The following is a 12,266-nucleotide window of genomic DNA, read 5'->3' as shown; positions in this document are numbered from 1 at the left end:
CCGGAGACTCGGCTCCCTCTTGGCGGCGCTGGCTGTGGCCAGGTGCGGGAGAAGTACGCGGCTTCCGGCGACGCCGGGTCTGTTGTCGCCCCAGCCTCCGCGCCGATGAGCAGGCGCTCGTCCGCCCGCTGATCCGCCCCGTCGAGTCGGGGGGAGGCGGCGGCGTAGCGGCGGGCCGCGTCCCCGCTGGATCCGCCGTGTCCCTGATCTGTGCCCGCGCACATGAGAACATCCCCTCGGAAGATCACTTCCGAGGGGATGTTCGATGCTCCGTGCCCGGTCAGACACTGTGCCCCCGGCAGGATTCGAACCTGCGGCACCCGCTTTAGGAGAGCGGTGCTCTATCCCCTGAGCTACGGAGGCGGGGAAGTACCGGCGTCAGTGTAGCGGGTGGGGGTGGGGCGTGGACGGTGTGCTGAGCGGCTGCGGCGAGGGAGCGGCGGGTGTGGGGGTGGGAGAGGATCGGGGGGTGGGCGTGCACGGTGACGGTGAGGCCGGCGGCGCGGGCCACGTGGCGCAGGGAAGCGGTGAATGCGGTGTCGCCGACGTAGGCGGGAGCGGTGCTGGGGTGGCCGCCGCGGTGATAGGTGAGCGTGACGGGCTGGACTGGGGCACTGGCGTCGATGGCGGCCTGGAAGAGGGCGGGGCGGAAGGTGCCGCCCGGGCTGGAGCAGTGGGTGGTGGCCTCCGGGAAGACAGCGACGCTGTGCCCATCGCGCAGGGTGGCGGTCACGGTGGCTACCGCGCGCGGGAGTTCGCGCGGGGCGGTGCGGTTGATGTAGAGCGTGCCGGCGCGGGTGGTGAGGGTGCCGATGAGTGGCCAGGCGGCGACCTCGCGTTTGGCGAGCAGGCGCAGCGGGGCAGCGGCGAGGAGGGCCAGCGCGTCCAGCCAGGAGATGTGGTTGGCGACGACCAGCGTGCCCGGGGCGGGGGCGAGCGGGACGCCGGTGTGGTGGAGACGGACCCCGAGTGCGGCCAGGGCGGCGCGGGCGCGAGACCGGAGCACGGCGGGGTCGGCGAGGTGGGCGCCGTCGAGGACGCCGGCGCGGGTGACGACGCGGGTGAAGGCGGCGTAGCGGCGGGCCGTGGTGGCCGGTGACCCGGTGGGGCCGGGCGAGACGCAGTGGGCGGTGCAGGCAGAGGTGACGGTCCACGGGTCGGTGACGGATCGTGGCACCGGTGGGGTCGCCGCCACCGGGTGGGGTGGCGTCGGAGGTGGCGTGGCCAGCGGCGTTGGCGTGCTCCTGAGCGGTGCTGGGGCTGTAGGAGCTGCGGGGTTGGGGGGTGTTGGGGGCGCCGTGTGTGCTGGGGCCGCTGGCGTGGCGGGGGCCGGGGTCATCGCGGGGTGGTGAGGAAGGCGCGGCGGTAGCGGTCGGGGATGCTGGCCACGGGAAGCAGGGTGAAGAAGTCGGCGGTGTGGAAGTCGGGGTCGTGGGCGGGCGGACCGCACAGCCAGGCGCCGATGCGCAGGTAACCGCGCAGCAGCGGGGGCAGGTCGGCGTACCGGGGATCGGCGGGTGGCGGGGTGGACGGCTCCCAGGGACGGCGCGGGGTGACACGGAGTTCCGGCGGGGCGGTGTGCCGGGACCGGGCCAGCTCCCAGGCGGCACCGGCGGCCCGCTCGCCGTCGGCCAGCGGCACCGAGGCGCACCCGGCGAGGTAGCGGTGCCCGCAGTGTAGGACGTACCGGGCCAGCGCCGACCACAGCAGGTTGATCACCGCGCCGCCGCGATGCTCGGGGTGGACGCAGGAGCGGCCCGCCTCGACGAGCGCCGGACGCAGCGCGGTGAGGGCGGTGAGGTCGAACTCGGCGTCGGAGTACAGGCGGTCACTGCGCCCGGGCGGCAGCAGGCGGTAGGTGCCGACGACGGTTCCGGTGGCGCGTTCGGTGACGATCAGGTGGTCGGCGATGTCGTCGAGGGCGTCCATGTCGTGGCCAGGCAGTGAGGTGTGCAGCCGCGCGCCCAGCTCGTCGCCGAATACCTGGTGGCGCAGGCGCTGGGCCGCGCGGATCTGGTCGGCGGAGTGGGCTAGGGACGCGGTGTAGGCGCCGGAAACCGGTGGGGCGGTGGTGGTGGCGGGCATGGCGGGGCTCGCTTCCCGTGGTGGTTGGGGACACCGGACGGGTGGCGGGTCGCCACCGTCCGGGCGTGCCCAGGGTCACCGGGTGCCGGGGTTCGTGGCGGGGGTGGGCCGGGAGTTAGGGGTACGCGGCGCGGGGACAGGGGGACGCCGGGCGGCGCGTCGCGAGCTGTTAACCCGGCAGCGTCTTCTCGTACCAGACGACGTCCCAGTAGCGGCCGAACGTGTGGCCCACCTCGGTGAACGTCCCCACGTGCCGGAAGCTGAAGCGGGTGTGCAAGCGCACGGAGGCGGGGTGGGGGCAGGGCGATGCCCGCGTAGGGCCCGGTGAACGTCCTCGCCGGAGAGCGCGGTGAACAGGTGGTGGTAGAGCTGGCTGGCGCCGCCGCGACCGGTGGCCAGCGGATCGAGGTAGACGCTCACCTCCACCGGCGTCGCGAGGGCGGGCTTGGCGCGGAACGGGCCGCTCGTCGCGTAGCCGGGCGAAAGGCCGCGCCCAGGAGCCGGGCCACTCGTCGTCCGGGTCTGTCGCAACCAGGAGGCGGTGGGGGCCGTCTTCGGAGTGGGAGAACGGCCACGGACGGCGTTCGCTGACGCGAGGGGGCGCGTGTGGAATGTGATCGACGTCTCAGTGATGTAGCGGCCGTAGGGGTCGGTCAGTGCCGTCAGGCGGCTTCCTTGCCTCTGACCTGGGGTTCTCTTCTCGCCGCCACGCCCGCCCGTCGCCGGTGTGGCCGGTCAGGATACTGCATGATCGACAACTCGGCGGGGTGCATTGGGAATTCTGTCCGGATTCGGCTCGTTGAGATGTTCGGAAACGGTTACCCGGGTAGGGACGAACGGTGTCCGGAGGTCCTGTCCCGCAGGTGCTCCGGTCCGCCACCGACCAGTAAGTGATCACACGCAAGGGAGAGCGCATGGCAACCCGTGCCGTCGCCCGTCGTCAGCCCGCCACCGAAGGCGCTGAGGCGGCAACCAGTGTGCGCGCAGGCGGCGACGTCGCTGACCGTGATCTGGTCGGCATGTACCTCGACGAGATCGCCCGCACGCCGCTGCTGGACGCGGCCAAGGAGGTCGAGCTCTCGCTGGCCATCGAGGCCGGTGTCTACGCGCACCGGCTCCTCACCGGTGAGGAGTGGCCCGCCCCCGGTGGCGCCGCGGCCGGTGCCAGCCGGGAGGAGCTGCAGGAAATCGTCATGGAGGGGGAGCGCGCGAAGGACGTGTTCATCCGCTCCAACCTGCGCCTCGTGGTCGCCGTCGCCCGTCGCTACCCGCGCAGTGGCCTGCCCCTCCTGGATCTGATCCAGGAGGGGAACGCGGGCCTGGTGCGCGCGGTGGAGAAGTTCGACTACACCAAGGGCTTCAAGTTCTCCACCTACGCGACGTGGTGGATTCGCCAGGCCATCACGCGGTCCATAGCCGACCAGTCGCGCACGATCCGGCTGCCCGTCCACCTGGTGGAGGAGCTGGGCCGCATCCGCCGGGTGCAGCGCGAGTTCAGCCGCGAGCTCGGGCGGGAGCCGGAGGCCGCGGAGATCGCCGCCGAGCTGGGCTCCAGTCCCGAGCGCGTCACCGACGTGCTGGACTGGGCACGTGACCCGGTGAGCCTGAACATGTCGGTGGACGACGAGGGCGAGACGCAGTTCGGTGACCTGCTGGAGGACACCTCTGCGGTATCCCCCGAGCAGTCGGTGCTCACGCTGCTGCGCAGTGAGGAACTCGGCCACCTGATCGAACGCCTAGACCACCGCACGGCGTCGATCATCCGCGCCCGCTACGGCATCGAGGACGGGCGGGAACGGACCCTGACCGAGGTCGGCAAGCAGCACGGGCTGACCCGCGAGCGCATCCGGCAGATCGAGAAGCACGCCCTGCTGGAGCTGAAGCGGATGGCCCACGACACCGGGTTCGACGCGGTGGCCTGAGGCGGCTGAGGCCACGGCCACGGCCTTCCCGCAGGGCAGGCGCCCGAGGGCGGGAGAGGCTGGCACGGGCGCGCTCCCTCATCGTGATGTAAGGCCTCCTGCCTGCCCTGCCGACGAATGCTGCTGGTCAAGATGCCGACCGTCCCGGGCCGTGCGCCGCCGCCGGGAGCGGGCTGGCCGTGCAGCGCCGAGCGCCGCCGGGAGTGGGCGACGGTGCTCACCGGCCGTACAGGTCGCGGTAGGCGGGGATCTCTCCGCCCGCCGTGCTGACGGTCTCCGCCGCCAGCACGGCCTTCACGATCGCACGTGTCACCAGGTCGGCCCCGGCCGCCAGCACCTCGTTCAGCTCCGGCAACCGCACGGCTCGCTCCCCGGCCGACAGCGCGAACACCGTGTCGCCGTCGTGCATCAGGTGCACCGGCCGGACCGCCCGGGCCAGCCCGTCGTGTGCGGTACCGGCCAGCTTCTGCGCCTGGGCCGGGCCGAGCGCGGCGTCAGTGGCGACCACCGCCAGCGTGGTGTTCAGCGGCGGGATGCCCAGCGCCGCACGGGAGCGGGCCAGCCGCTCGTGGGCGGTGGCGTGCCGCGCCGCGTCCGGCACGGCGGTACGCCCCAGCGCCAGTTCCCCGTACAGCGCCCCCGTGCCCGGGTCGAGCACCGAGCCGACGGCGTTGACCACGACGAGTGCCGCGACCGTCACCCCGCACTCCAGCACCGAGGCCGCCGTTCCCACGCCTCCCTTCAGCCCGCTGGCCACGGCACCCGTGCCCGCGCCCACGTTGCCCTCCAGCACGCGGTCCCCCGCCGCGTGTGCCGCCTCGACCGCGGCCCGGCCCAGCTCGGCCCTGGGGCGGGCGCGCCAGTCTCCGCCCCGGCCCAGGTCGAACACGCAGGCCGCGGGAACCACGGGCACCACCTGGCCCGCGTCCGGGCCTACTGGCACCCCCCGGCCCTGCTCCTCCAGCCACGCCATGACCCCTGACGCAGCGTCGAGCCCGAACGCGCTTCCGCCGGTGAGGACGACGGCGTCGATCCGCTCCACCACGTTGCGCGGGTCCAGTGCGTCCGTCTCCCGGGTGCCGGGCCCGCCGCCGCGCACGTCCACCGCGGCCACGGCTCCGCCGGGCGGTGCGAGCACGACCGTCGTCCCCGTCAGCCACCCGCCGTCCGAGCGCTGGGCGTGCCCGACCCGCATACCCGCCACAGCGGTCAACGCGTCCCGCCCGGCTGTCGTGTCGTCCGTGCCCGTCGTCTTCTGCCTGTCTTCAGCCACGGCTCATAGGTACCAGGCCCGACGTCGGCCGTTGCGCTCACTGGCCATCCGGCATCGTCGCCCGGCACACACGGCACCGTCCCCGGCGCCCGGGATCTCCACTGGCTCCGGGCAACCCACCGGCTCCCGGCAACGCACCGCCCCCCTGGCACCACGCCGGTCCCGGCTGCACACTGTCCCCAGGCACCGTCACCGGGCGTCGGCGTCTTCACCGGGTGGGCTTGTCGCCGGGGCGTACAGCGAACGTTGATCGGACGTTCATGGCGGGGCCGCAGCCTGGTATCCATGTCGGCCGACCAGCAGCACCTCAGCCTCAGTGTCCCCGCCAGCCTCCGTGTCCACGCCGCGTCCTCACGGGTGCCGAAGCCGCGACGGAGGCCACCGGCACCCGTCGCGGAGTACACGCATACCCGGCTGCTGGCGGAGGCCCGGTCTGCCGCCGGAGCCCTGGACCGACTCGGAGTCTGTCCCGGTGAGCGGGTCGGCGTGCTGCTGCCGATGTGCCCGGAGTCCGTGGCGATGACCATGGCCTGCGGACGTCTGGACCTCCTGCGCGTCACTCTGCCCTGGGAGGACTCGGTGCCGCCGCTCCGGGAGGCCGTACGGCGCTCGGGTGCCGGAGTGCTGGTCGTCGCCGACGCGGCTACCCAGCTGGGGCGGACGTATGAGGTCAAGCGGATCGTGGACCGGGCGTTGGCCGACTGCCCTGCCGTGCGCTCCGTGCTGGTGGTCCACCGGACGGGCGGGCCGGTGCCGTGGACGCCCGGACGGGACCAATGGTGGCACGAGGCGCTGGCTACCCTGGAAGCATGACCGCACCGCAGCACACTCCGGCGCCCGCACCGCGTGATCCGGCCCCCGCGCTGGACTTCGGCGACCCGCTGAGCGGGCGGGCCGAGGACGATGCGGACCACGGCTGGGGCGAACGCCCCGCTGCGGGGGACGACGCGGCGGCCGACCTGGCCCGCTTCCTCGACGAGAAGCCCCCGCACCACTTCTGACCCGCGCTGCCGGGCGAATGGCCGCGTGAGCGCGAGGCCCTGGGCAGCGATCCGGAAGGGGCGCTTCTGGCACCACGGCGTCGGCACGCTGCCCGAGCCCGGCACCGGCCGGCCCGTGGGAATGCCTCGTACGGCCGGCCGCCTGCGCAGGGCTGTGGGCAGGCTCCCGCACCGCGAACCAGCGGCTCACCACAGCGCCACCGCCAACGGGACGTGCGCGGCGGCTCCGGCGAGGCGGGCGGCCGTATCCGGCGGCACCGACAGCACCACCAGCGCCCCTTGCGCGGGGTCAGAGGCAACCCCACCACCAGCGTCGCCTGGCCGCAGGCCGGGGACCTGCGCGACGGTGACACGGTGGGCCAGGACGCGCGCGGCCCCGACGCCCGCGCCGGTCTCCGCTCCGGGGCCAGGCTCCGGAGCGGGCGCCAGTACGTCCACCCGGTCACCCGGCTTCAGCAGCCCCACCACTCCGGCGTCCGCGATGCGCACCGGTACCCGCACCGGGCCGCTCCTGGCCGTCGCCGAAGCCTCGCCGGGTCCGGCAGCTGCTACAGCCTCAGGTGTGACCCCCTGCTCCGAACCCGTAGGCGGGCCGGTGTCCTGCCCCGCCCCTGCCGCCTCGGAAGCCCCTTTCGCGGGCCCGGGGCCGCCCGCCCACCCGAGCGCCCCCACGACCAGCGCGAGGAGCAGCAGCGAGGCCCCCACGGAGCGCCGCGCCCCGCGCAGTACAGACCGCAGCCGCTGCCGCACGGTGCCGCCGCGCCGCACTGGATCGAACGGCGGCACCGCCACCGGCGGCGGCACGTCGATCTCCCACCCCGGTGACCCCGGTAGCCCGGGTGCACCGTGCCGTCGCCCGGGCGGGCTGGCACCGCCCGGGCCCGGTGGCGTACCGCCAGCGGACGCACCACCTGGGGGAGCGGCGGACGAAGACTCGTCGGCACGGACGCAAGCAGCGGGAGCAGACATGAGCGCACCACCTCACGGCTGGAGGGACCGGACCGCCCGGAAAATCCGGACGCACACCACCGTGCCCGCAATCGCGAAATCCCGCTCAAGCCTGTGGATAACCCACCGCTTGTGGACAACTCCGCGCCCCAGCCTGCGTCCCTGATGCAGCGCCCCCGCGCCAACCGCCGCCTACCCCGAGCCGACCCACGCGAGCCGACCCACCGCGACAAGCCACCACCCGAGCCGACCCACCGCGACCCGCGACCCGCGCGACCCGGCCCGGCGACCGCATCCCCAACCCCTACCTCACGGCAGTTCGAGCCCCAGTTCCACCCCGTTCAGCGCGTCCGCGCAGGCGCAGCCGCGCTCGGCGGGCAGTGCCGCTACCGCGTCGAACAGCACGTCACGCACCCGTACCAGGTTCTCCCGGAACACCGCGAGCACCTCGGCGTGGGAGACGCCCTCGCCCGTCTCCGCACCGGCGTCCAGGTCGGTGACGAGGGCGAGCGAGCTGTAGCAGAGCCCGAGTTCCCGGGCGAGGACGGCCTCCGGGTGGCCCGTCATGCCCACGACCGCCCAGCCCTGCGCCGCGTGCCACCGGGATTCGGCGCGAGTGGAGAACCGGGGTCCTTCCACCACGACCATCGTGCCGCCGTCCACCGGCTCCCAGTCGCGCCCGCGCGCCGCGCTGAGCACTGCCTCGCGTCCCGTCTCGCAGTACGGGTCGGCGAAGGCGACGTGCACGACGTTCGGGCGTACCCCGTCGGCGCGTTCCTCGCCGTCGAAGAACGACTGGGCCCGGGTCCTGGTGCGGTCCACCAGTTGGTCCGGGACGACGAGGGTGCCCGGCCCGTACTTCTCCCGCAGTCCGCCCACCGCACACGGGCCCAGTACGCGCCGCACGCCCACGGACCGCAGCGCCCACAGGTTCGCCCGGTAGTTGATCTTGTGGGGTGGCAGGCGGTGATCGCGTCCGTGCCGGGGCAGGAAGGCCACGCGGCGTCCGGCCAGTTCGCCGAGGAACAGCGCGTCGCTCGGTTCGCCGTACGGCGTCGTCACCCGCACCTCGCGCACCTCGTCCAGGAATGAGTAGAACCCCGATCCGCCGATGACGCCGATGTCCGCCTGTGCCACCTGTTCATCCATGCGCCACAGCCTAGAACCCTGGCACCCTGGACAGGGCCGAACCCCAGCGCCGCCTCAGCCGGAGTTGGCCCGCCGCGACGCCCCCAGCCGGGCGGCCGGACGGTGCCCCAAGCCCGCGCGCCCGCACAGCGGAACGCGGCCCGCGTGCAGCCGGTGAGGCTGGCGCGCGCGGACCGCGTCCGGAAGGAGGTGCCCGGTCAGGAGGCCGGAGTGGCGGCGGCGGGCTTCGCGGAGTCGCTCTTGGCGCTGCCCGAGCCGCTGCTCTTGCTCTCGCTCTTCGAGGAGGAGTCGGAGGCCCCGGTCGAGCCAGCCGAGCCGGATGAGCCAGCCGAGCCCGAGGCCGTGCTGCTGCTGGACGACGAGCCCCGGCTGTCGTTCCGGTAGAAGCCGGAGCCCTTGAAGACGATGCCGACCGCGGAGAACACCTTCTTCAGGTGGCCCTGGCAGCTCGGGCACTCCGTGAGGGAGTCATCGGTGAACTTCTGCACCGCCTCAAGGCCCTCGCCGCACGCGGTGCACTGGTACTGATAGGTCGGCACTTGCTCCTCCTGGCACTCGTCCCTGTGGAGTGCTAACGACGCTCCATGGTGCAGCATTCCGCCGGGTTAGTCCACCGCGACGGGCACACGGTGACCGGCGCCACGCGTCATCACCGGTCCGTCGCCCGCCGAAGCGCCCTGCGCCAGCCGAGCGGAGCCGTCGGCCGGAGCGCCTGCCGCGCCCCGTGCGGAGCCGTCGGCCGGAGCGCCTGCCGCACCCCGAGCGGAGCCGTCCGCCGGGGTGCCCAGCGACGAGGCCACCGGACGGCTCGGCGGCGGCACCAGCCGCCCCCGCAGCACGGCGACGGCCAGCGCGGCCAGCGCGGTACCGGCGAGCGGCACGGCGAACCCGGCGGCGGCCCCGAACGCGTCGGTCAGCTGCCCGGCGGTGGTCGCCGCACCGGCCTGCCCGAGTGCCACGGACCCGGTCAGCCAGGTGAACGCCTCGGTCCGGGCACCTGCCGGTACCAGCCGTTCCACCAGCGTGAAGCCGGTGATCATCGCCGGAGCGATGGCCAGCCCGACGACCAGGCCGACGGCGCCGAGCAGGACCGGGGAGCCCACCGAGGCGGCGAAGAACAGGGGCACGCTCACCAGGGCGAGCAGCCCGTAGGCCACCGGCAGCCGCCGGTGCGCGGCCGAACGCCAGGCGATGACGCCGCAGGCCACCCCGGCGAGCATGTTGCCGCTGGCGAAGACGCCGTAGAGCAGGCCGTTGGCGCCGGGCTGGCCGATGGCCTGGGTGAACGCCGTCAGCGACACCTGCATGCCGCCGAAGACGGCGCCGATGCCCAGGAACGCCGGGATCAGCACCCGCACCCCTGGCACGGCGAGGGCCGAGGTGCCGCGACGGCCGGTGGTGGCCAGCTGGTCGCGGTGGGCGGGCGGTGCGGTGCGGGTCTGCGCGGCGAAGAGCAGTCCGCCCGCCACGGTCAAGGCCGCCTCAGCGACCAGTCCGGCCGCCGGGTGCACGCCCGTGCACAGTGCGGTGGCCAGCACCGGGCCGACGACGAACGTGAACTCGTCGGTGACCGACTCGAACGCGGCCGCCGTCGGCATCAGCGGCCCGCCGTCCAGCCGGTGCGCCCAGCGCGCGCGGACCATGGGCCCGACCTGCGGCACCGAGGCACCGGCGGGGATCGCGGTGAGCATCAGCGCCCACAGCGGCGCGTCGGCCAGCGCGAGGGCGATCAGCAGGCTGACGGCGGCGGCGTGCGCCAGCGCGCCGGGGATCAGCACGGCTCGCTGGCCGAACCGGTCGGCCAGCCGTCCGGCCTGCGGGGCGCACAGCGCCATGGCGACACCGGTGGTGGCGGACACGGTGCCTGCGGTGCCGAAGGAGCCGGTGGTGTGCTGCACGAGGAGGACGATGCCGATCGTCAGCATCGCGAAGGGCTGGCGGGCCAGGAAGCCGGGCAGCACGAAGGACCAGGCACCCGGGGTGCGGAACAGCTGACGGTAGCCGGGCTTGGACGCCACGGCCGGGCCTTTCTGCCGCCTGGTAGCACGCGCCGCCCCCGATTCGGGCCGTGCGTACCGAGAGCTGTCCACTGGTGCGCAGCACCGTCGGCATGCGGGCGTCGTGCACCTCGCGCCGTCCGGTGGCGCCAGCTCTGCATCAGGCAGGGTTGGAAAATCCTGTTCGGTATAACGAGTGTAACGGGCTTCTGCCACCTGTGATTCCCAGGCCAGCCAGCGGTGACACCTTTCACATCACAAAGATCACATCGCCAAGCCGTCGGCGCTGCGGCCCGCCCTTACCGGCTCGGTGCCGAGCGCCCCGGCGGCCCCTGCGCACCCGGGGGCCCGGGGTTCGGGCGCCGCCCGAGCCAGCCCGCCAGCTTGCCGCCCCGGCTGACCGCCAGCAGACGCTTCTCGGTGGCGTCCCGCACCGCGTCCGTCGCCACGACCAGCAGGTCGTCCCCGCGCATCAGCACCGTCGTCGGCGTCGGCACGAAGCTTCTGCCGCCGCGTACCACCAGGGTGACGGCCGCGCCCGGCGGCAGCCGCAGCTCGCTGACCTCGACGCCGTGCATGCGCGACGCCGAGGGGGCCGACGGGATGGCCACCGACAGCAGGTGCCCGCGCAGCCGCTCCAGCGGGGCCGACTCGATCTCGACGTCGGTGGCCGCGTCCCCCGGGCCGAGCCGCAGCATCCGGCCCAGTCGCGGCAGCGTCGGCCCCTGCACCAGTGTGAACACGACGACGAGCACGAAGACGATGTTGAAGATGCGGCCGCTGGACTCGATCCCGGCCACCATCGGGATCGTCGCCAGCACAATGGGCACCGCACCGCGCAGCCCGGCCCACGCCATCAGGGTCTGCTCACGCCACGGGGTGCGGAACGGTGTCAGGCACAGCACGACCGACAGCGGCCGGGCGACGAAGGTCAGCGCGAGCCCGATGAGGATGGCGGGCCAGAAGTCGGCGGCCAGCTCGCTCGGGGTGACCAGCAGGCCCAGCAGGACGAACATGCCGATCTGCGCGATCCACGCCACCCCGTCGGCGAAGCCGCGCACCGCCGGCCGGTGCGGCAGCCTGGCGTTGCCGAGGATCAGGCCGGTGATGTAGGTGGCGAGGAAGCCACTGCCCTGGGCGAGCGCACCGGCCGCGTAGGAGAGCACGCACAGCGCGAGCACGGCGATCGGGTACAGCCCGGACGCCGGGAGCGCCGCGTGCCGCAGCGCCAGTTCGCCCAGCTTGCCCACGACCACCCCGGCCACGATGCCCACCAGCAGCTGGAAGAGGATCTGCCCGATCAGCTGGTACCAGGGCATGGGGTGGGTCGCCAGCTCGGAGAAGGCGATGACGAGGATGACGACGGGGGCGTCGTTGAAGCCGGACTCCGCCTCCAGCATGCCGGTCAGCCGCCGGGGCAGCGGGATCGTCCGCAGCACGGAGAACACCGCCGCCGCGTCGGTGGAGGAGACGACCGCACCCAGGATCAGTGACAGCTGCCAGGACAGCCCGACCAGGAAGTGTGCCGCCGCCGCGGTGACCAGCACGCTGACGCCCACGCCGACCGTCGCCAGCACCGCCGCCCCCGGCATGACCGGACGGATGTCCCGCCATTTCGTGGCGAGCCCGCCCTCGGCCAGGATCATCACGAGCGCGGCGTAGCCGAGCACCTGCATCAGCTCGGGGTCACTGAACTCCATACCCAGGCCGTCGTTGCCCATGGCCACGCCGATCCCCAGGTAGATCAGCAGGGTCGGCAGCCCGCTGCGGCTGGAGATGCGCACCGCCACGACGGCGACCAGCAGGACGAGGGCACAGGCGAGCATCAGTTCGTTGAGGCGGTCGACAGTCAGGGGCTGTTCCTTCCTGCTTCGAGCCCACCGTGACGCCG

Annotated in this window: 11 protein-coding genes and 1 tRNA gene; 3 read left to right on the top strand and 9 right to left on the bottom strand. The window is 73.7% G+C overall.

The window, feature by feature from the left end; translation table 11 throughout:
* Window positions 1–290: 290 nt before the first annotated feature.
* The 3 genes from JJV70_RS17895 to JJV70_RS17885 form a co-directional block, all read right to left on the bottom strand.
* Window positions 291–363 (bottom strand) — tRNA-Arg (locus JJV70_RS17895).
* On the bottom strand, window positions 326–1,339 hold the full coding sequence (locus JJV70_RS17890; protein WP_219049064.1) for a 1-acyl-sn-glycerol-3-phosphate acyltransferase: 1,014 nt from the start codon (window positions 1,337–1,339) through the stop codon (window positions 326–328). Before JJV70_RS17890 ends, JJV70_RS17895 begins: the two co-directional genes overlap by 38 nt.
* On the bottom strand, window positions 1,336–2,085 hold the full coding sequence (locus JJV70_RS17885; protein WP_219049013.1) for a GNAT family N-acetyltransferase: 750 nt from the start codon (window positions 2,083–2,085) through the stop codon (window positions 1,336–1,338). Before JJV70_RS17885 ends, JJV70_RS17890 begins: the two co-directional genes overlap by 4 nt.
* A gap of 914 nt (window positions 2,086–2,999) precedes the next feature.
* Here JJV70_RS17885 and JJV70_RS17875 point away from each other — a divergent pair.
* On the top strand, window positions 3,000–4,007 hold the full coding sequence (locus JJV70_RS17875) for an RNA polymerase sigma factor RpoD/SigA (RefSeq protein ID WP_219049012.1): 1,008 nt from the start codon (window positions 3,000–3,002) through the stop codon (window positions 4,005–4,007).
* A gap of 217 nt (window positions 4,008–4,224) precedes the next feature.
* On the opposite strand, the gene JJV70_RS17870 is transcribed toward JJV70_RS17875, so the two are convergent.
* Window positions 4,225–5,280, bottom strand: a complete 1,056-nt coding sequence (locus JJV70_RS17870; protein ID WP_308294885.1) for a P1 family peptidase — start codon at window positions 5,278–5,280, stop codon at window positions 4,225–4,227.
* A 285-nt stretch (window positions 5,281–5,565) separates the two neighbouring features.
* Here JJV70_RS17870 and JJV70_RS17865 point away from each other — a divergent pair, with 285 nt between their 5' ends.
* Window positions 5,566–6,093, top strand: coding sequence for an AMP-binding protein (locus JJV70_RS17865; protein ID WP_219049011.1), 528 nt, complete (start codon window positions 5,566–5,568; stop codon window positions 6,091–6,093).
* Window positions 6,090–6,281, top strand: a complete 192-nt coding sequence (locus tag JJV70_RS17860) for a hypothetical protein (protein ID WP_219049010.1) — start codon at window positions 6,090–6,092, stop codon at window positions 6,279–6,281. Before JJV70_RS17865 ends, JJV70_RS17860 begins: the two co-directional genes overlap by 4 nt.
* 186 nt (window positions 6,282–6,467) lie before the next feature.
* On the opposite strand, the gene JJV70_RS23420 is transcribed toward JJV70_RS17860, so the two are convergent.
* The 5 genes from JJV70_RS23420 to JJV70_RS17835 all read right to left on the bottom strand — a co-directional run bounded on the left by JJV70_RS23420 (window position 6,468) and on the right by JJV70_RS17835 (window position 12,201).
* Entirely contained in the window at window positions 6,468–6,782 is a 315-nt protein-coding gene (locus tag JJV70_RS23420) for an RcpC/CpaB family pilus assembly protein (protein ID WP_308294884.1), read from the bottom strand.
* A gap of 756 nt (window positions 6,783–7,538) precedes the next feature.
* Window positions 7,539–8,378 carry an S-methyl-5'-thioadenosine phosphorylase gene (locus JJV70_RS17850; RefSeq protein ID WP_219049008.1) on the bottom strand — a complete coding sequence of 280 codons (840 nt, stop codon included), beginning with the start codon at window positions 8,376–8,378 and terminating at the stop codon, window positions 7,539–7,541.
* 197 nt (window positions 8,379–8,575) lie between these two features.
* Window positions 8,576–8,917: an FmdB family zinc ribbon protein gene (locus JJV70_RS17845; protein ID WP_219049007.1), complete on the bottom strand. Its 342-nt coding sequence runs from the start codon at window positions 8,915–8,917 to the stop codon at window positions 8,576–8,578.
* A gap of 66 nt (window positions 8,918–8,983) precedes the next feature.
* Entirely contained in the window at window positions 8,984–10,396 is a 1,413-nt protein-coding gene (locus JJV70_RS17840; RefSeq protein ID WP_308294883.1) for an MFS transporter, read from the bottom strand.
* A 278-nt stretch (window positions 10,397–10,674) separates the two neighbouring features.
* Window positions 10,675–12,201, bottom strand: coding sequence for a potassium/proton antiporter (locus JJV70_RS17835; protein ID WP_219049006.1), 1,527 nt, complete (start codon window positions 12,199–12,201; stop codon window positions 10,675–10,677).
* Window positions 12,202–12,266: the final 65 nt, after the last annotated feature.

Origin of the sequence: Streptomyces sp. JJ66 (assembly GCF_019303495.1) — a bacterium.
Taxonomy (GTDB): Bacteria; Actinomycetota; Actinomycetes; order Streptomycetales; family Streptomycetaceae; genus Streptomyces.
The sequence above is the reverse complement of the archived record's forward strand: the minus strand, read 5'-3'. Positions and strand labels throughout refer to the sequence as shown.